Origin of the sequence: Ohtaekwangia koreensis (genome assembly GCF_900167975.1) — a bacterium.
GTDB classification, from domain to species: domain Bacteria; phylum Bacteroidota; class Bacteroidia; order Cytophagales; family Cyclobacteriaceae; genus Ohtaekwangia; species Ohtaekwangia koreensis.
In genome coordinates this window covers 138,884-159,538 of record NZ_FUZU01000001.1, presented here as the reverse complement: position 1 = coordinate 159,538, position 20,655 = coordinate 138,884, and the positions used below count along the sequence as shown (strand labels likewise).

The window sequence follows — 20,655 nt, the reverse complement described above, 5'->3', positions numbered from 1 at the left end:
TTTCATCAAAAGCGTGCGTTCCGCCAGAGGTCAATTACTTCATACCAGGTTTCCTGGTATTTGCGTTCGCGGATCAAAACATAATTATCAGGATCGAATAACGTTGGCGATTTTACAAAGTCGAAAGTAGCCTTAAACAAACTGTTCTTGTAACTCCACACCTCACGATCCGAGAATTTATATACTTCATCGGGCAGACCAAAGACTATATATATCATTCCGCGATCTGTTTTCCATCCTTCTTTATACGATGTAAAAAATTGATTGGACAATTCCACGCGTTTAAAATAACTGCGCATAAACTTCTTTGCACGGTCAGCATCTCCCGTTATACCCAGTATTACTTTATCGAAAGCCTTTTTATCACCACGCGCAATCTTTAGCCTGTCAAACTCCTGACGCGTGCATACATATATAAATGGATCGGCGAGGCTTTCAAGTTTGGTTAATCGTGGATAGTCATGCTGCACCCGAAACGCAAAGCCTTCCGCAGCATTGGTGTCAGTCTGTACCAGGTAAAGTCCCTGTGATGAAAGCGTAACCGTTTGATCACCCTGCACTGTAAAGGTAGAATCGACTTTCAAAGCCGGTGCCACCCGGCCGAGTGCTTCCGAAAAAGCAGGTGTGGCTGCGGGAAATGTATCGTGATAATGCGACACAACTTTAGTGGACGCACTACCATGCAAAGTATAGGAACCGCCTTTAACATAAGGCGAAGTCACTGCTCCGTCCGGTGCGGATAGCCATCCGTTGACGGGATACTTTGGATCCAATACTCTATAAAAAAACCAGGCTTGCTTGGCCGTTATATTTATAACTTTCGCGACCAGAACCTGTGCCGAAGCCGATACCGGAAGCGCGACTTTACCAGCAACGGCATCTCCCGTTACAGTGTTTACAACAGTGCCTTCCTTATCACCGAGTCCGTTACGTGTACTCCATTCAATAGAAAAATCTGTAACGGTGGTGTCACGTCTATGGAGTTTATAAAAGATATCCCACGTAGTGCCCGATCGCACAGATTTAATTTCCAGGGAAACCGGCTGGCCGGGATCATACAGGAAATTATAGTTGATATCCCGAAGAGGTTGCCCGATGGCAACAGAACTCATAGCTACAAACAGTAAAACAAATCGATTCATTGGATGAAAATAAATATAAAAGTACGAGGAACGAAGGGCAGATAACGAATTCAACAACCATCTAAATCTGTTTAAAATTCGTAGGTTATACCTCGCAAATCGTCCTTATCTTTACGGCCGATATGGCTAAAGTATATACGACCGAAATTACCAGCGAGCAGATTGCTTCCGATAATCCTATCCATCAACGTTTATTCAAAGCTTATGTTGTGGCGAAAGATTACATTCAGGGAGACGTGCTGGAGGTAGGCTGTGGTGAAGGCAGAGGAATAGAAACCATCCTGCCTCTTTCAAAAAGTTTTACAGCGGTCGATAAGATTAAGCCCGTTATTGATGAGCTCCAACTTAAATTCCCTACCGGTAAGTTCATCAGCATGAACATTCCTCCGTTGTCGGGCCTCCATGACAATACGTACGATTCCATCGTAAGCTTTCAGGTGATTGAACATATTGAGAATGATTTTCTTTTTCTGAAAGAGATTCACCGTGTGTTAAAGCCCGGAGGTATAGCATTGCTCACAACGCCCAACAGAAAAATGTCGCTTACGCGGAATCCTTGGCACGTGCGCGAATATCTTCCTGAAGAATTAAAGACACTCGCACAAAAGATTTTCAGACATGCTGATATGAAAGGCATTACAGGGAATCCGAAAGTGATGTCGTACTATGAACAGAATAAAAAATCGGTAGAACGCATCACGCGCTTCGATATACTTAACCTTCAGTATAGATTACCCGCATCTATACTGCGCCTTCCATACGAAGTATTGAATCGCTGGAACCGTAACAAGCTTCAGTCATCCGACAATAAACTTGTGACCGATATACATCATGATGACTATATCGTTGTGGATGATGCAACCAACGCACTCGACTTGCTGCTTATCGTAAGAAAATAAAAAGGATTGTTTAAGAGTTTGATTCGGATCATTGAGTTTACTGCAGAACACTTAAACAGAATTGAAAAATCAAAGTTTGTAACAAAGCATAGCTTTTAAATCTGCCTTCTTTTCTTTTTCTTTCATGGAAACATCACTCCGATCAAACCGGTCAAAGTATATATCGAAGAAAAAGATTTAGTAGCGCGTTTACAGGCTAAGGACCGGTCAGCGCTGGAATACTTATATGACCACTATTCCGGTGCACTCTACGGAGTGATTTTCCGAATCCTTAAAAAAGAAGAAATAGCAGAAGAAGTACTGCATGATGTTTTCCTCAAAATCTGGGATAAGTTCGATGCCTACGATGCCTCCAAAGGAAAGCTCTTTACATGGCTTGTAAATATTGCACGCAACCAGGCTATCGATAAAACCCGTTCTAAAGAAATAAGTAAAGACCGGAAAACCAGCGACATCGAAAATGTCGTAAGTAGAATTGAAAAGGAAGAATACAGCGAACAACGTATCGAAGATATTGGTGTGAAGGAAATTCTAAACGACCTTCCGGAGGAGCAACGGTTTGTGGTGGAATATTTATACTTGAAAGGATATACCCAATCGGAACTGGCAGAAGAATTTAACATTCCATTAGGGACTGTAAAGACACGCTTGCGCCTGGCCATGCAGCAACTACGAACGACTTTAAAATAACGTGAACATACACGAATATATATCGTCTGGAATCCTGGAAGCATACGCTTTAGGGGAACTCTCTGAGAAGGAACGGAGCGAGGTGGAGAACAACCTTGCCCTATATCCGGAACTCAGAGAAGAGCTCGCCCTGATCGAAGCAACACAGGAAGAACTTTTAATGCAGGCTGCTGTTAAACCGCGGGACGCTGTAAAGACGCAGCTCTTTGCAACAATCGACCAATCAAACCCTGAAGCAAAAGTTGTAGCGTTCAACGCATCTACAAGCGATACACGTCTCTGGAAATTTGCAGCGGCAGCTTCTGTTTCCATCGCGCTCATTACCTCTTACCTGGCCTATAATTATCATACTAAATGGCAGAACACGCAGAACGATCTCAGCAATCTGATTGCTCAAAGTGAACGTGTAGCCAGCGATTACAACCAGGTAAATCAACGCCTCAATAAAATTGAAGATGACCTGAAGGTTATCGATAACCCAGCGTTTAAACGTGTTATCATGAATGGTACACCAAACGCTCCGGCTTCTTCTGCATATGTATACTGGAATGAGAATACAAAAGAAGTATACCTCAGCGTGCAGAACATGAAGCAGCTCTCCGAAAATAACCAGTATCAATTGTGGGCGATCATTGACGGCAAGCCTGTGGATGCCGGTGTGTTTGATCAGAAAACTGCAGGAGGACTTCTGAAAATGAAAAAGATTGGCTCGGGCGCAGCAACATTCGCAGTAACCATCGAACCACGTGGCGGCAAACCTTCGCCTACATTAGAAACCATGCAAGTGGCTGGAAATGTGGTGAAGAGCTGAAATCAAAATCCCATTCTGCTCTTTTTAACACGTTTACCGGATCAATAAACAGCCTGATCAGGTAATTTCACGAATCACGCTCAGATTTAATAAATTTGTTCAGGACAATAATTGAATCCATGAGAGTACCCTGTTTGGCTGTTGCCTTTTTATTTTTCACCACGTTTTCTTTTGCACAAAAAACTGATTCTCTGCTCCAGGTGCAGTGGGAAACGGCTTTAAAAAAACTCAAAGCGGGTGACTATAATGATGCGTCTGTGCAATTCACACAACTCATCAATTCAAACTTTGCAAACAAAGAAGTATATGCAAAACGCGGCGTTGCATACTATAATCTCAAAGAGTACGACAAAGCTAAAGCAGATTTTGATGAAGCCGTTAAAGCCCGTATCAATACCGCAGAGCTTTTTGAACATCGCGGAAACGCGCGGTATAATTTAAACGATTACCAGGGCGCTGTTACTGATCTGGAGAAAGCTGTTACGATGGGTGCGAACAGTTTCGATACGTACGTCAATCTTGGCAACGGCAAGTTCAGAATGGATAACTATAAAGAAGCCGTCACCAACTACGATAAAGCTATCGCTACTGGAAAAGGCGATGCTATACTCTATAACAATCGCGGTAAAGCAAAATTTGTTTTAAAAGACTATAAAGGTTCGATTGCTGATTTTGATAAAGCACTTGAACTGCGTGCAGGTTACGATAAAGCTATTGAGAATCGCGCGGAAGCACGTTACCTGATACAGGATTGGAAAGGAAGCATTGCCGACTTTGAAAAGCTGATTGCGAGCGGACGTTCTGATTCTGAGTTATATCAAAAAATCGGAACGGCTAAATATACTTTACAGGATTACAAAGGAGCCGCAGAAGCGCTTGACAAAGTTGTGCAGAAGGGCGTAAAGGATAAAGATGTATTCAAGATGCTTGGTTTGAGTATGGCTATCACTGGTAATTGTACAGAGGCTATAAAAGCATTATCTGCAGCAGTATCACTGGGACTTACCGATAAAGAAGTATTCACACAACTGGGAACGTGTCAGTATAAGAACAAAGAATATACTTCAGCGATCGAGTCATTAAGTCGTGCTATTGCTGCGGGCACAAATACCAAGGAAGTATATCTATACAAAGGCAATGCAGAATTTGCACAAAAAGATTTTGATAAAGCCGCCATCGATTTGGAGAAGGCTGTAACCCTCGGAGCGAGTGATGCTGAAGCTTTTAAAAATCTCGGAGATATAAAATTTCTGAAAAGTGATTTTGCCGGAGCAATCCGCAATTATGATAACGCTATTAAGTTAGGCACCAGCGATGCGATTGTATATAATAATCGCGGTAAAGCTAAAATGAATATAAATGATCTGGCGGGCGCTGTCGCGGATTTCGATAAAGCTATTCAACTGAATCCAAACTATACCAAGGCACAGGTAAACCGCGGCACTGCGAAATACGGATTGAAAGATTACGCAGGCGCTGTCGCGGATCTCGAAAAAGCAAAGGCCACGGAAGGAGAAACTCCCGATATGTTAAAGATGCTCGGCATTGGAAATTATATACTCGGTAAAAAAGATGCAGCAAAACCGTATCTCGACAAAGCACTGCAAGCCGGTGTTAAGGACAGCAAGATTGCGCTTTATGCCGGGTACCTGCGCTACGATGCAAGCGACTATAAAGGAACGATAGAAGCACTCACCGCTGCTGAGATGGCGGGTGAGAAAGAAGATGATATACCAATGAAGCGCGGTAAATCTTCGTATCAGCAACGCGAATATACTTCTGCCATCATCGACCTTGAAAAAGTCGTCCAGAAAGGAAAGGCTGACATGAGTATATATGAAGCATTGGCACTCTCCTACCTCGCATCACAAAAAGATAAAGAAGCACTTCCTCATCTTGAAAAAGCTGCATCCCTCGACAGCAAGAACAAAGAGATATACTATCAATTGGGAAATGCGCGCTTTAAGCAAAATGATTTCAGTGGAGCGATTACGGCTTACAACAAGGCTATAACACTAGGCGCCAATGACGAAATTATCTATAACAATCGAGGCAAGGCAAAACTCAATGCAGGCAATGCACGGGAATCAATATCTGATTTTGATCGTGCACTGGGTATCAAGAAAGATTATACGCAAGCATTGAAGAATCGTGCAGCGGCACGTTATCAACTCAAAGAATATGCAAGCGTCATTACCGACCTTGCTATAATCGTAGCACGGAATGAAGCGGGGCCTGAAGATTTTGCAGTGCTTGGCAACTCGAAATATAGTATCAAAGATTATCAGGGAGCTGCTGCCGACCTCACCAAAGCGATCGAGGGTGGCAGTAAAGATGTGAGTATATATGCAGCCCGCGGTAACTCATTATTCGAATTGAAAGAATACGAAAAAGCTATTCCCGATTTCGACAAGGCTATCGCCAGCGGATCTACCGATGCAAATCTTTTTTACAAGCGCGGTGCTTCTAAATATTATCAGCGTGATTTTAAAGGTGCACTTCCCGACCTTGAGAAAGCGATTACCTCCGGAACAAACAACGCGTTGGTATATGACATGCGTGGACATTGTCGCTATGACAGCAAAAGTTTTGACGCGGCCATCACCGATTTTAACCTGGCCATTGAAAAAGATCCCAAGCTTGCTACCGCATACTATCACCGCGGTGACGCAAAGTTCAGCACCAATAATTTACCGGATGCTATAAAAGACTATACACAAGCTATAACGCTTGGCCTGAAAGATGCCGTGATCTATAACAACCGCGGCAAAGCGTATTTGAAACAGGAAAATCTCCAGGCTGCCATTGCTGATTTCACTGAAGCCATCGATCGTAAATCAGACTATATCAAGGCTTACGAAAATCGTGGACAAGCATACTATAGTCTTAAAAAATATGACGAAGGTGTTAAAGACTTCCGCGAGATTGAAAAGCTTACTGAAAAGCCGGAACCCGGACTATATAAACTATTAGGAGATGGATACTACAACACGAAACGGTTTACTCCTGCCCGCGACTACTACGACAAACTTATTGAAGCCGGAGTAAAAGACAAAGATGCATACTTAAGACGCGGCCTCATGCAACTGGAAGCAACCGAGTATCAGGCAGCATTGAGTGATTTTGACAATGCACAAAAGGCAGGAGAAAGTTCGGTTACATTATTTGTAAATAAAGGACGTGCATACCTGGCGCTGGAGAACACAAAGTCAGCGATTATAGAATTGAATAAAGCGATAGAGATTGATCCTAAAAATGTAGATGCACTTTTCAATCGCGCGTATGTAAAAGAATCTATACAGGATTACGAGGGTGCAATCCTCGACTATAACAAAGTAGTTCAACTCAATCCGAATGATGGTATAGCTTTCTATAACCGCGCTACCTGTAAATCGGAACTTGAAGATTACGGTGCTGGTATATCTGACATGGATGAAGCCATTCGTATCGAGCCTAAAAATTCCTCATACTATAAACAGCGTGGCAATCTATACTATCAAATGAACGAAAAAGAAAAAGCATGTTTCGATTGGCGTAAGGCTGTTGAGTTTGGCGATGCAAAAGCCCGATTCCAAATTGACACGTATTGCAAGTGATCCCGATCTGATCATTTCATACTCCCAAAGTAAAAATAAAGAGCTGCTTCATCGAGGCAGCTCTTCGTTTTTAAAGCAGAAACGAAGTTCTATCACACTGGTAGAATTTTTGCTTTACTCTCTTCAAAATCTTACACACGGTACGAATCCAATGTAAATCTTCTTTATCACGGAAGAAGATTCTTCAACTTTCGGCAAGCATTTTAAGAGCAGAGAAAATGAAAAAACTTAACCTGTCACTCCTGATTTTTTTCGCAGCTATACCTGTGCTGGCGAATGATGACATTACCGGGAAAGTAACTACAGTGATTGATGGCAATACAGTAGAAATTCTGGGCGATGATAATGAAAAACATAAAGTAATACTTACCGGTATAGATTGCCCCGAGCTCACGCAAGCATTTGGAGAAAACGCAAAACGCCATCTTGAAAAAATGATGCTCAATAAAAAAGTTGTCGTAAAATTTAAAGGCAAAGACATGTGGGGAAATCGCTTGGCGATTGTATTGATCAAAGGAGAAACAGATCCGCGCATTGATCTTTTAAAAGAAGGACTTGCCTGGACTTCAGAAAGAAATCCCGATCCTGAATTAGAAAACCTGCGCATCCGCGCGCAAGAAAAAAGAAAAGGCCTCTGGAAAGAACCCACCCCCACACCACCGTGGACCTACCGTAGAGAACAAACCATGATGGAAGCAAAATCAAGTTAGAATCTATATAAGATTACTATAGCTCAAGCTCAAACTAAATCTATAGGATCACAACAATACGTACAAATGCTTTACGCATGTGATATAGAACAAACAAAAACATTATCAAGTATACATCCAATAACACATCATCTCGCAAAGCGAGATGAAAAACAAAATGAGAAAGGCTTTCAATCGCTGGCGATTGAAAGCCTTTCTCATTTTAACAATGCGCACCTACAAACTCATCGAGGCACTCACTCCACCCCGCGCATCCAGCACAATACAAATAGAACTTCAGCGCAGTTCGAGACGTACATATATAGCCTGTAACAACACTGCTACAGGCTATATCTATAAATCATCTCACTTCGTATGCCGGTGCCTTTGGCACTGTAAACCCTTTCGTTTTCAGTTGATTTTGTATTTCAACTATGGCGCGTTCAAGTTGAGTATCAACTCCTTTAGCACCTTGCGAGAGATCTTCAGCAACCGCTATATCCGGATCTACACCGTACCCCTCCTTAAACCATGTTCCATCCAGATTATACATACGGAACGTTGGCACCGTTACACCACCTCCATCAATCAATGAAGGTACACCACTGATACCAATCAATCCACCCCACGTTCTTGAACCGATCAGCGGACCTAATCCAGCCTTACGGAAATAATCCGGAAAAGCATCACCACCACTACCACTCCAACCGTTGATCAACATCACCTTCGGTCCGAAGTGACCAGCAGGCGGCCACGGCCAGGTGGCACCATCGCGTATAGCCCAAAATACAACGGGGGGCCTATTCAACAATTCAATAAAGCGATCTGGAATTTGTCCACCACTGTTAAAGCGCTCGTCAATTACCAGTGATTTCTTATCAAGCTGCGCATTAAACTGACGGATCAATTCGTTCTGTCCATCTATACCCGTGCTACGCACATATATATAGCCTGCTTTTCCGCCCGTAGCATCCTCAACACGCTTACGATTTTGTTCAATCCACGCAAGGTGGCGCAAACGCGATTCATCACGCAACGCTTCCACTACAGCTGTTTTTGATCCGGTCCATGATGCAGAAGTATTATAGGTGATCTCAACCGTTCTTCCTGCCAGTCCTTGCATAGCAGCATGCGGCTCCAGTCCGGTAGTAAGCGCCACGCCATTGATGGCAAGTATATAATTACCTTCTTTTATATCTATACCCGGCTGATCAAGTGGTGAACGTACTTCAGCATCCCACGCTGCGCCACGAATTATTTTTTTCACCTTATAAAACTGGCCTTCTGCCTGCCAATCTATACCGAGATATCCCACGGCTAACTGGCGACTATTCTCTTCATCGCCACCACCACGGTATGTATGCGATGCATTTAACTCTCCAATCATTTCACCCAACACAAAGTTTACTTCTTCACGCGTCAAAGCACCTGCCAGCATTTTCAGATACTGCTCTTTTATAGCAGTCCAATTTACACCATGCATACCCGGATCATAGAAGTAATCACGCTCCAATCGCCATGCATCTGTTAAAATCTGTTTCCATTCTTCACGTGGATTTACAAGCAATTGCATTTCATCTGTGCGAAGTCTTTTATCAGCTTTCTGGTTCTCTTCCACTTTCGTGATATAGAAGCTTCCATCTTTTCGAACAAGAATCTTTTTACCATCTGCGGAAACTTCATAACCATCAGCGTTGTCAACTATAGTTTTTGATTCGCGTTTTTCGAAATCAAAAAACTTGACAGGTCTGGTCTTCCCATCAGAACCTGTGTTTGGCAAATGATGGTATAGCAATTTGCCTTTCACCGTTTGAAGGCTTCCGTAATTACCCGGATCTATAGGCAACATCACCAGCCGTGATTCTAATCCATCCAGATCGATCTCCACCGGCTTTACCTTCTCATCTTTCTTATCATCCGATTTATCATCACCATCTTTTTTATTTTTATCGGACGACTTCGCTGAATCGTCTTTCTTATCATCCTTCACATCTACAGCATCATTCTTGGGAGCCAATATAGAAGCAGTGCTTTTCTTCAAAGCTATGGCTGCAATTTTAGTTGAGTTCGGGTATATAAATGTATTATCTATATCACTATACGATGGCTGGAAGAACTGATTCGTTAATACAAAAAGATGCTTTCCTTCGGCATCGAATACAGGATCAAGACAAGTATAGTAACCACTCGTCACTTGCGTGAGTTTTTTGGCAGCATAATCGAATAGAAAAACAGCCTGATGTCCATTGTCAAGATCACGATCGTACGCCAGCCAACGACTATCCGGTGACCAGCTTGCAGAAAAATTCTCAAGCCCAAAATGCATAAGTCGTAATCCACGATCTACATCTATAGTCTGGCTCGAAGCAAGATCATAGATCTTTATCCGCATAGCTTTATCGATAAAGGCAATCTTCTTGCTATCGGGCGACCAAAAGAGATTATAGCGAAACCCTGCACCGTACGTGGTCAGCTTCCGCTCGTTTCCTTCATTCTTCGTATCACGTATAGTCAATTCATATTCACCCGAACGATCACTCCAGTAGGCTATAGATTTACCATCAGGCGACCAGGTAGGGTAACGCTCTGCCACACCGGAAGACTGTGTTACATTTTTAACAAAACCATTTTCAGCCGGTATAGTAAATACTTCACCACGCGCTTCTACCAGCACTCTGTTTCCATCCGGAGAAACGGAAGCATGTTCAATATTTTTCGCGGTTTCTATAGTAGGTTTCAGACTTGCACCATCTGTTACTACTTCTATCTTTACTTCCTGGTGTTTACGCGATGCTAAATTGAAAAGATATAGCTTGCCACCGGTTTCGAACACTATATCTTCTGGTCCGAGGGATGGAAAATGTACATCATAATCTTTAAAGTTGGTGAGCTGTACAAATGCTTTGGAGGCTATATTATACTCCCAAAGATTCATTCGTTTCTCGGCACCACGATCTGACAAAAAGAATATACTGTTGCCATGCCACATTGGTAGCTCATCGGCAGCATCGGTATCAACAGAAATATTTTGTGATGCCATCGTCTCCAGGTTGAACAAATGGATCTCGGCATTCCAACCTCCCCTATATCGTTTCCATGTACGGAATACCTGTGTGCGGAAAGTAACAGCGAGTTGTTTTCCATCCGGTGAAATCGATCCGAACTCTGCATAGGGCAACGGAAGTTTCTCAGGCAACCCACCGGCTACTGTCGTTTTAAAAAACTGGTTGAATCGTTCCCTTCCGCTTTCACGGGGTGAAGCGAAAAGTATTTGTTTGCCATCGGGATACCAGTCAACAATGCGATCACCTAGACCATGATACGTTAAGCGATTGGGTATACCTCCCAGACTTGGTATAACATATACATCATCGTTGCCATCATAATTACCCGTGAAGGCAATTGTTTTACCATCGGGAGAAAATTTTGGAAAAATTTCTACGCCTGCGGGAGAACTGAGGCGATAAGCAAGACCACCGGTTTTGGGCACGACCCAAAGATCATTGGCATACGTGAACGCAATGTGCGTTTGTGAAACATCGGGGTAACGTAGCAAGCCGGCATCAATCTGTGCCGACAGCACATGCACCAACAAGCTAAACAACAAGGTTAATGAGCAGATTTTTTTCATGAAGTTTTAATTAGCATGGGAATTTAAATAAATGCATTTACGGAATTCCTAATGTTTAGGATATTTGCTGCCGAAGAATAAATGTAACAGACAACATGAAGATTACACCGGATAACAAGCTGAAAAAACTAATTGTTGTTGGCGACCGTGTATTGATCAAACCTACCAAGCAAACTGATAAGACCGCCAGCGGACTATATTTACCGCCTGGAGTACAGGAGAAAGAGAAAATCCAGAGCGGCTTTGTAATCAAGGTTGGCCCCGGATATCCGTTGCCTCTTCCGGCCGATGAAGATGATGTATGGAAAGGGAAAGAAGACCTTGTAAAATATTTACCCCTGCAAGCGCAGGAAGGTGACCTCGCTATCTTTCTTCAGAAGGGCGCCATCGAGGTAATCTACGAAGAAGAAAAATATTTCATTGTCCCTCAGGCATCTATACTGATGCTGGAACGCGAAGAGGATTTATAAGAATATATTTGAAAGACCCACAGGCATATTTTTTTTCAACACTCTCTTTAATCTAAATATCATATAATGGCAGGCCTTTCATTTGACGTACTCCGCGCTGGTAAAAAATACCGCCTTATAAATTTCGGCGAGCAACATGAATTCGTCATCGAGAACATTCTGGTAGATGGCGACTTCAAAGTAAAAGACTTGTTGACACTCGAACGCTATAATCTGAAAGAGCTTGTAGAGTATGGTCGTGGAGAGGATTTTATACTCGAAGAAATCGAATAACGAACGGGAAGACCACTCGCCATCGTTCATTGCCGGATATAAAGTCTTGCCATTACAGACAAGATGTTTTCCCGAAATTTAGTAACTCATAATACCTACCCATGAAAAATTTAATTTTCATCATTGCTCTGTTGATTGCCATACCGGGATTCGCACAAAATCCGGATATGCCAACTGATTTTCTGACGAAAGAATTTCACAAAGATCGCAGGACCAAGCTTCGCGAAAAATTACCCACCAACTCGGTTGCTGTTTTCTTCGCTAACGCTGTGCGCAACCGTTCTAATGATGTAGACTATGTATACCATCAGGACCCTGATTTCTTTTACCTCACCGGGTATAAAGAACCGGATGCCGTATTGTTCATCTTTAAGGACAAACAAACTGCTGCCAACAAAACGCAATACGATGAAATCATATTTGTGCAACCCCGAAACGTACAGGCTGAAATGTGGACTGGCCGCAGACTAGGTGATGCTGGTGTTAAAACGCAGCTTGGCTTAGAGCAGGCATTCAACAATAAAGAATTCAAAAAGTATAATGTTGATTTTTCAAAGTTCGATGAGATCTTGTTCTTCGATTTTCAAAATGACGTACGTGATGATCCAAGTGACTCCTCTGATCTATATAGTATGATCGAGCAGTTCAAGGTAAAAGTAAATTATCCTTCCAAAGAGAAAGGACTAACGCTTGCACGCGAGCCAGAGAAAAACAATCTCAACACAAAAGACCTGGAGGCGATCATGGGTGATCTTCGTGGCTTCAAAACGAAGGAAGAACTCGACATGATTCGCAAGGCTGTCAGCATTTCGTGTATGGGACAACGTGAAGTTATGAAAGCAATGAAGCCGGGAATGTCTGAACGTGAGATACAGGGTATACATGAGTTTGTGTTCAAGAAATACCAGGCAGAAGATTTAGGATATCCTTCTATCGTAGGTGCAGGACATAACGGATGCATACTTCACTATATCGATAACTATAAACCAAACATCACGAGTAAAGAATTAATCCTGATGGATCTTGGCGCAGAGTTCCACGGCTATACTGCAGACATTACGCGTACCATTCCGATCTCCGGAAAATTTTCTCCTGAACAAAAACAGATCTATGAGTTGGTGTTGAAAGCTCAAGAGGAAGGCATGAAAGTTTGTAAGCCTGGTGCAACTTTTGGCGATCTGACAATGGCTACACGCGTGGTCATTAACAAAGGATTGAAAGAACTCGGTATCATTAAAAACGAAAATGACGACCACAAGTATTATCCACATGGATGCTGCCATCACATCGGTCTTGATGTACATGACCGTGGTCCGTATGATAAGTTACAGGAGAGCATGGTGATCACTATTGAACCAGGTATCTATATTCCGGATAATGCTGCGTGCGATAAACGCTGGTGGGGCATTGCCGTTCGTATTGAAGATGACTACCTGATTACGAAAGATGGTTACGAACATTTATCAACTGCTGCACCTCGCAAGGTGGAGGACATTGAAGCATTGATGAAGCAACCCAGTGCGCTCGATGACTTTGTTTTACCGGAATTGAAAACCAAGAATTAGGGAATAATATACTCATGCAAAGCAGCCTGTAGACGAAACTACAGGCTGCTTTTTTTATTAACCTTTCAGAAACCGGTTGAAATAATTTCTCCTGAACCATTTATCTCTGAAAAGTCTTTTGCTCTATAGGTGGCATCGTATCTTGCACCGATTTATAATTATGACCCGCAAGCAACACTTCGTTGTTATCCTGATCCTCGGAGCACTTTCAACAATCAGTCCTTTTTCGATTGATATGTACCTGCCCGGATTTCCAGCTATAGCCAAAGATCTCAACACCACAATCGACCAGGTACAATTATCATTGACAAGCTACCTGATTGGTATTGCTCTTGGACAGTTACTCTACGGCCCGTTGCTCGATCGCTTTGGGAGACGCATGCCGCTCTATGCAGGGTTGGTGGTATATATTATTGCATCGTTGGGATGTGCTATGACCAACTCGATTGACGCGCTGATCGCTATGCGCTTTCTGCAAGCTATTGGCGGATGTGCCGGCATGGTAGCATCGCAGGCACTGGTACGTGACTTGTTCCCTATAAATAAAACAGCACAGGCATTTTCATCACTCACATTGGTGATCGCGGTATCACCTTTGATCGCACCTACCATCGGTGGTTATGTTACTGCCGGGTTCGGATGGCATGTCGTGTTTCTGATCCTCGCTTCCGTCATGGCAATCATCATGGGATGTATATATTTCTTCTTACCGGAAGGAAGAACAGCAGATGCTTCTTTGTCGCTGCGTCCGCAGGCCGTGCTTACCAATTTTCTTACCGTTCTCAAACAACAACAATTTCTTATCTATGCTTTCGCAGGAGGTATAGCTACAGCAGCACCGTTCGCTTTCATTGCTGGATCATCGGACGTGTTTATCAATTTATACCATACCAGTGAACAAGAGTACGGATGGATCTTTACCATTGTCGCGTCTGCTATAATAGGCTCAACACAATTGAATCATATACTCTTAAAAAGATATACAAGTCAACAGATCATTAAAGTTACCCTCGTTGTGCAGAACCTGGTGGGTATAGTATTGGTAGTAGGCACTGCGTATGGCTGGTATGATAAATACGAATTGGTAGGCATGATGTTCTTGTTCCTGATCGGCCAGGGATTAACAGGCCCTAACGGGACAGCCCTTGCATTGGCGCCCTTCACAAAATTGACAGGAAGTGCTGCCGCTATACAGGGAAGTATACGCATGGGTGTTGGTGGATTAACCTCAGCTGCCGTAAGCGCACTTCACAACAATACGCCTGTACCCATGGTGGCTATGATGGCATTATGTACCCTGGTGGGGTTATTTATACTGGGCATTGGTAAAGGAACAGTTCGCTATCGTGCACGCAAGCATGAAGTGGAAGAGAAGCCTTCTGTAATGATGTAACAACGGTTAGGCTGAGCGCCATTCCGATGGTGTTTTCCCAGAGATTTTTTTGAATGCCGTGTTAAAGGATGACTTCGAATTATACCCAACTTGTTCAGCGATCTCTTCAACCTTTATATTCGGTTGCTCTTTTAACAAACGTTTTGCTTCTTCTATTCTATAGGCAGCCACCATCTCGAAGAAACTTTTTCCGAGTCCTTCATTAATGGCCTGCGATACTATATGTACCGTTGTGTTCAGTAATTTGGCGAGATCCGGCAACGAGAAACCAGGCTGCAGAAAAGGTTTATCCCGCGTCATAATGGCATCCAGCTTTATCAACAACTCTTTTTGCGTATCACTTGTAAGACTTGAGCTTTTATACTTCTGCGGCTCCACCAGGGTTGTCTGCCGAAAGAAACCAGAGCCCCTGACTACCCGAAAGCTGGTCAGGTATATCATGAATGAAATATAGGCTGCAAACAAATGATCGCCTGTATCATCGATGTTAAAATACTTGACTATATAAATTATCAGCGTTGCTATCGTCATTTGCAATACCCCAGCCCGCAACTTTCTGAGCACAGGATGAACCGGTGTCAACAACGATTCACGTCTGCTCCTGAAAGCCCGAATTACTTCCCATACGCCTAATACAAAGTATATCAACAGACTAAATAACGACATGATGGTATGATGATCGGTGATCCAAAGCCATCGCGGGTCATAGTCTATTGAGACCCGCCGGAAAGGTAGCCCCGGGTGGTATGCATATACCCACGAATTATATTTATAGTCTTCGGACTGGATCAGGAAGGGAATCAATAGAAAAAAATAGACTATCGGGAAAATGTAGTGCAACCATTTTTCCTTCCGCGAAACAGAGCCGTTGATCAGGCTTTTTATCATCAAGTAAAAAGACGGTCCTATCGCGAATGCAAAAGGCTCCGAAAAATCTACCAGGAAAAGGCAATCTGCTATATATCCGGTATACATCAGAAAAATTTCCAGGATGCAAGCCGCCATCGAAAGCAGCATGAGCCCCTGAAAAAAATTAGCATGATTCTGCCGGTTTTCTTTCGATAAAAAAACAAAAGACAAAAACACAGCCTGTACAATGCCGAGAAGAATAAAGACTGCGAAGAGATCGATCTGGTACGGCATTCTCAATAGGTATTCAATGCGCAAATATACTTTCAGGCAGCATGGCAATCATTATCGTTTCACAACGAATTCTGTAAAACCCTTCCAGGTACCATCGTTAATTTCAACATCATCCACGCTTGCCGAGGGAGGTCCCTCCTTACACCACGTGATGAGGTTTGCAAGCAAAACCTCATCAGCCTCTGCTTCTATATAGACAGAACCATCGGGTTCATTGCGCACAAAACCTTTTATGCCCAATCGTTCGGCTTCCGCACGTGCAGAAACCCTGTAATGTACACCTTGCACACGACCCGTAACTTTTAAAGAAATATGCTTTTGCATGATATCAAAAATAAATTCAACAGACTCTGGTTAAAATTCTCTGCCATACTAAACGAACTGAGAAGCCGCAGAATCTTTTTAAAATAAATTTAAGATTCTTTGTCCAGAACCATAAAGTTGCCCCGTCATTATGTAAATTTTGTTCAACCAAAACCATTTTACAATCATGGAAAAGTACATGTTTTTATTTCGTGGTGGCGATCTAAGCCACTTATCTCCTGAAGAGCAGCAAGCCCAAATGCAAAAGTGGTTTGCCTGGGTAGAGAAACTTACGAAAGACAATCGTTATGTAGCCGGCGAAGCTTTGATACCCGGAGGTAAAACACTTTCAGGATCAAAGAAAACCGTTACGGATGGTCCGTTCGCAGAAGGAAAAGAATTAGCCGCTGGCTTTTTTGTAATCCAGGCAAAAGATCTGGATGAAGCCACACAGCTTGCGAAAGATTTCCCTGATTTTGATTTGAATGGAAGTGTAGAGGTACGCGAAGTCATGAAATTTGATATGTAAGAGAATTCTGGCAGCACCAGGAGTTCTTTTGAGAGGAGTCAGCTACAAAACTGACTCCTCTGTTCACTATATATCACTTTCAACTAATTAGTATGAAGCCTACCTATACATTTATCCTGTTCTTTGCAATCACCGCTTGCACATCATCCAATGATAAACAACAACAAAATATAGCCACGATTCAAAACATGTTCGATGCCTTTAACAAGCATCAATGGCAAACCATGTCCGAATACTATATAGAGCGTGCATCGTTTCTCGATCCGTCATTTGGGAAAGATTATGTGATTAAAACTAGGAAACAGACAACCGATAAGTATGCTGAAATGCAAAAGCTTTTCCCCGACATTCACGATGAAGTTATAGCACTTTATCCTTCCGGAGATATAGTTACCGCAGAGTTCATTTCCACCGGCACGTTAAACGACAGCATTTCATTTAAACTTCCGATCGTTGCTGTATTTACTTTAAAAGATGGAAAGATCATCAGAGATGCTACGTATTACGATCAGGAAAATCCATAATTTTATGGATGCCCCAACAAAACGTCAATCAGTTAGTCAGTCACCTCTTCCGGCATGAGGCGGGAAAGATGACCGCTGTATTGACACGATTGCTGGGCTTCGGTTCATTTGATATAGCACAAGATATAGTTCAGGAGACGTTACTCAAGGCGATGTCGGTTTGGGGGTTTAAAGGTATTCCTGATAACCCATCTGCCTGGCTATATACTGTTGCCAAGCGTAAGGCTATTGATGTTATCCGACAACAACGGCTTCATGAGCATCACGAAGCCGTCATTGGAAAAGCACTTCAATCTGAGTGGACACTGTCTCCTGCCGTGAACCAGTTATTTCTGGAGAATGAAATTGAGGACAGTCAATTACGAATGATCTTCGCCTGTTGCCATCCTGCTGTCCCCTATGAATCACAACTGGCGCTCACGCTCAAAACACTCTGCGGACTCAGCACAGCAGAAATTGCTAATGCATTTTTTACCAATGAAGAAACGATAGGAAAGCGCATTTACCGTGCACGCGAAAAGCTCAGGGACGAGAAAATTAATCTGGAAGTCCCACCTCCTGCTATACTTCCCTCACGACTTGACGCGGTATTGCATACACTATATTTGCTATTCAATGAAGGGTATAATTCATCGCATCCGGATGAACTCATCCGTCATGATCTTTGTGAAGAAGCTATACGGCTTTGTCTGCTGCTCACAAAAAATCCCATCACCGCTATACCTTCTGTCAAAGCACTGCTTGCATTGATGTGCTTTCAGGCCTCGCGTGCAGAAGCACGCATCACGGCAGCGGGAGCCATCGTGTTATTAAAAGATCAAGACCGAAAACTTTGGAATAAGGCATTAATAGAACGTGGCAGATTTTTTTTAGAAGCTTCTGCAGAAGGAGATGAATTTTCGGAATATCATATTGAAGCGATGATTGCATCGTGCCATGCGGAGTCAAATACATTCGATGAAACCGATTGGAATAGAATATTTCAACTCTATACTATACTTGCTAGCCTGAAACAGAGCCCCATCATAGAAATGAACAAAGCAATTGCTTTGGGATATGCGCAGTCCAGCGAAGCAGGGTTAGAAGCGTTAACAAAAATCGATGGACTTAACGATCACTATCTATACCATGCTGCCCGGGCCGATTTTTACGCAACGCTCCATAAAAATGAATTCGCGATTCAAGCATATGAACGCGCCTGGGAACTTACGTCTTCAAAAGCTGAACAAGCTTTACTGAAAAAGAAAATGCTAGCCCTATCAGAAGATCAACGTAATAATTGATCAACCACCGTTCTGATCATTGCTTCGCGCACTTCATAAGTACCCGACACAAAGACATAGGGTATATTTCGTTTTTCAAGTGCTTCTCTGAAAACCGCAAGCATCGCTTCGCGCTGATGCCCGAGATCACGCAAATCATCTGCAACCCAGGCTACATCTATATCAAACAAAAAATACAAGTCGTAGTGCACAGCCTTCTCCAATGTATATAGCACTTCCGGTACAGCATGCAGATAATGCTGCGAATAAATCTGTGTAGTGATAGCATCGGTATCGCAAAATAAAATCCGATTGGCAGACTTGGCTTTCTCTTCGATCCGCTCGACGTGTGCATGTCCTATCTTCACGATGTCCTCCAACGAAAAAACATTCGAAGCAATTAATTCACGCGCAACTTCCGGAACAAATTCAGTTTGATATATAGTCGCCATCTTTTTTGCCATCGTAGATTTACCTGTACTCTCCGGCCCGTAGAAACAAATCTTCTTCACGAAATAAGGACGTACAACGGAAGGAATAAAATCCCAATACTGAAATGGATTCTGCCTGATGCGCGATGCAGAAACCGGCAAGCTTTTTCGTTCAGGGTCGAACGATTGATGCAAAGCCCCCAAATGATGCGCAAACGGATCACCATATTCTTCTGAACTAAAGAGTATATCAATGGGTGGATACGTGCGCTTGATGAAATCAGCCCACACTTTTGTGCGCTCGGGTAAAGGCAATGATTCATCGTCAAAATTATCCAACACCATTGCCGGTTTGATGGATGTATACTTCGTGAATAATTCTATAATCCAGGAAAAACGAAGTGAAGGATCAATCACATCGTGAGGAGTATAGCTCATGGAAACGATAAGCTCATCACATTGCTGAGCCGCAAATTTTATCAATGCAATGTGCCCCGCATGGATCGGAAGAAATTTACCAATTACGAGTCCACGCTTCATATACATTGTGGCTGATAGGCGCGATATTCCTTCCACCAGTGCCACAGACCAAACGCGGCAATCACCGTAAACATAAAATATAGCACACTATACAACATGATCCCTTTTACATAGTATAAATAGGTGGCAACAATATCTACAATAATCCAGATGATCCAGCACTCTACTTTTTTCTTGATCATAAAAAATGTTGTAATGATACTCATCACCGTAATAAAGGAATCCGCATAAGGAAATGCACTGGGAATCGGAAAGAAAGCTGGAAACCAATGATGTAGTTGACTTGCCAATGCCCCAAGCACAGCTGTACCTGCCAACCCAGATAAACATATACCTATAAAAGTATATATACCCATGAAGCTGACGCGAAGTTCTTTATTACGATCTTCTTCTCCCGGCCTGGGGTGCGTCCAGCGCCACCAGCCAAGTGCATTGGTTACAAAGAAAAAGATTTGCAGAAACATATCGGGATATAACTGGATCTGATAGTATAGAAAAAAAGACAAAACCACGTTTACAATCCCGATAGGCCAGCTCCATATATTGGCTTTCGCGGATAGCCATACCGCTATAGCTCCGGAAACAAAGCCATAAAATTCCAGGTGGCTCATTTTGTAGCCGAGAACTTCAAATAAAATATTATCAATCCTGAAAAAATCCTGCATCTTTTTTAAAATTTACTCTTATTTTGAGTATCGATTCGCGCAAGTAATACTATAAAAGCGCATCGAACTATCAAAATTAATAATCCCTAACCGCTATAC

Annotated in this window: 18 protein-coding genes; 12 read left to right on the top strand and 6 right to left on the bottom strand. The window is 42.8% G+C overall.

Features of this window, described 5'->3' with window-relative positions:
* Positions 1-5: 5 nt before the first annotated feature.
* A complete protein-coding gene (locus B5Y40_RS00670) occupies positions 6-1,142 on the bottom strand; it encodes a GWxTD domain-containing protein (RefSeq protein ID WP_079684790.1) in 1,137 nt (378 codons plus the stop codon).
* Positions 1,143-1,264: 122 nt separating this feature from the next.
* On the opposite strand from B5Y40_RS00670, the gene B5Y40_RS00665 reads away from it, so the two are divergent.
* From B5Y40_RS00665 to B5Y40_RS00645, 5 genes are all read left to right on the top strand, one after another.
* A complete protein-coding gene (locus tag B5Y40_RS00665; protein WP_079684789.1) occupies positions 1,265-2,041 on the top strand; it encodes a class I SAM-dependent methyltransferase in 777 nt (258 codons plus the stop codon).
* Between the two features lie 99 nt (positions 2,042-2,140).
* Positions 2,141-2,731 carry an RNA polymerase sigma factor gene (locus B5Y40_RS00660; RefSeq protein WP_317043552.1) on the top strand — a complete coding sequence of 197 codons (591 nt, stop codon included), beginning with the start codon at positions 2,141-2,143 and terminating at the stop codon, positions 2,729-2,731.
* 1 nt (position 2,732) lies between these two features.
* Complete coding sequence (locus B5Y40_RS00655; protein WP_079684787.1) at positions 2,733-3,542, top strand: anti-sigma factor; 810 nt, start codon at positions 2,733-2,735, stop codon at positions 3,540-3,542.
* A gap of 119 nt (positions 3,543-3,661) precedes the next feature.
* Complete coding sequence (locus B5Y40_RS00650; protein ID WP_079684786.1) at positions 3,662-7,138, top strand: tetratricopeptide repeat protein; 3,477 nt, start codon at positions 3,662-3,664, stop codon at positions 7,136-7,138.
* Between the two features lie 218 nt (positions 7,139-7,356).
* Positions 7,357-7,848, top strand: coding sequence for a thermonuclease family protein (locus tag B5Y40_RS00645; protein ID WP_079684785.1), 492 nt, complete (start codon positions 7,357-7,359; stop codon positions 7,846-7,848).
* Positions 7,849-8,188: 340 nt separating this feature from the next.
* On the opposite strand, the gene B5Y40_RS00640 is transcribed toward B5Y40_RS00645, so the two are convergent.
* A complete protein-coding gene (locus B5Y40_RS00640) occupies positions 8,189-11,458 on the bottom strand; it encodes a S41 family peptidase (RefSeq protein WP_079684784.1) in 3,270 nt (1,089 codons plus the stop codon).
* Positions 11,459-11,553: 95 nt separating this feature from the next.
* Between B5Y40_RS00640 and B5Y40_RS00635 the strand changes: the two genes are divergently transcribed.
* The 4 genes from B5Y40_RS00635 (at position 11,554) to B5Y40_RS00620 (ending at position 15,159) form a co-directional block, all read left to right on the top strand.
* A complete protein-coding gene (locus B5Y40_RS00635) occupies positions 11,554-11,928 on the top strand; it encodes a co-chaperone GroES (RefSeq protein ID WP_079684783.1) in 375 nt (124 codons plus the stop codon).
* A 66-nt stretch (positions 11,929-11,994) separates the two neighbouring features.
* Positions 11,995-12,201 (top strand): hypothetical protein, encoded by a 207-nt coding sequence (locus tag B5Y40_RS00630; protein ID WP_079684782.1) that lies wholly within the window; start codon positions 11,995-11,997, stop codon positions 12,199-12,201.
* Positions 12,202-12,302: 101 nt separating this feature from the next.
* Entirely contained in the window at positions 12,303-13,766 is a 1,464-nt protein-coding gene (locus B5Y40_RS00625; RefSeq protein WP_079684781.1) for an aminopeptidase P family protein, read from the top strand.
* A gap of 160 nt (positions 13,767-13,926) precedes the next feature.
* Entirely contained in the window at positions 13,927-15,159 is a 1,233-nt protein-coding gene (locus tag B5Y40_RS00620) for a Bcr/CflA family multidrug efflux MFS transporter (protein ID WP_079684780.1), read from the top strand.
* A 6-nt stretch (positions 15,160-15,165) separates the two neighbouring features.
* Here the strand turns inward: B5Y40_RS00620 and B5Y40_RS00615 are convergent, their stop codons facing one another.
* Together B5Y40_RS00615 and B5Y40_RS00610 are read right to left on the bottom strand one after the other, a co-directional pair.
* Positions 15,166-16,302, bottom strand: a complete 1,137-nt coding sequence (locus B5Y40_RS00615) for a helix-turn-helix domain-containing protein (protein WP_079684779.1) — start codon at positions 16,300-16,302, stop codon at positions 15,166-15,168.
* A 51-nt stretch (positions 16,303-16,353) separates the two neighbouring features.
* Entirely contained in the window at positions 16,354-16,626 is a 273-nt protein-coding gene (locus B5Y40_RS00610) for an acylphosphatase (protein WP_079684778.1), read from the bottom strand.
* A 166-nt stretch (positions 16,627-16,792) separates the two neighbouring features.
* On the opposite strand from B5Y40_RS00610, the gene B5Y40_RS00605 reads away from it, so the two are divergent.
* From B5Y40_RS00605 to B5Y40_RS00595, 3 genes are all read left to right on the top strand, one after another.
* A complete protein-coding gene (locus B5Y40_RS00605; RefSeq protein ID WP_079684777.1) occupies positions 16,793-17,134 on the top strand; it encodes a YciI family protein in 342 nt (113 codons plus the stop codon).
* Positions 17,135-17,226: 92 nt separating this feature from the next.
* The gene (locus B5Y40_RS00600; RefSeq protein WP_079684776.1) at positions 17,227-17,658 is read left to right on the top strand and encodes a nuclear transport factor 2 family protein; all 432 of its coding nucleotides are present in this window, start codon (positions 17,227-17,229) and stop codon (positions 17,656-17,658) included.
* An 8-nt stretch (positions 17,659-17,666) separates the two neighbouring features.
* A complete protein-coding gene (locus tag B5Y40_RS00595) occupies positions 17,667-18,941 on the top strand; it encodes an RNA polymerase sigma factor (RefSeq protein ID WP_079684775.1) in 1,275 nt (424 codons plus the stop codon).
* On the opposite strand, the gene B5Y40_RS00590 is transcribed toward B5Y40_RS00595, so the two are convergent.
* Together B5Y40_RS00590 and pnuC are read right to left on the bottom strand one after the other, a co-directional pair.
* Positions 18,926-19,891 carry an AAA family ATPase gene (locus B5Y40_RS00590; protein ID WP_079687032.1) on the bottom strand — a complete coding sequence of 322 codons (966 nt, stop codon included), beginning with the start codon at positions 19,889-19,891 and terminating at the stop codon, positions 18,926-18,928. The two genes, B5Y40_RS00595 and B5Y40_RS00590, sit on opposite strands and share 16 nt — an antisense overlap.
* Positions 19,888-20,556: a nicotinamide riboside transporter PnuC gene (gene pnuC / locus B5Y40_RS00585; protein ID WP_079684774.1), complete on the bottom strand. Its 669-nt coding sequence runs from the start codon at positions 20,554-20,556 to the stop codon at positions 19,888-19,890. Before pnuC ends, B5Y40_RS00590 begins: the two co-directional genes overlap by 4 nt.
* Between the last annotated feature and the right edge of the window lie 99 nt (positions 20,557-20,655).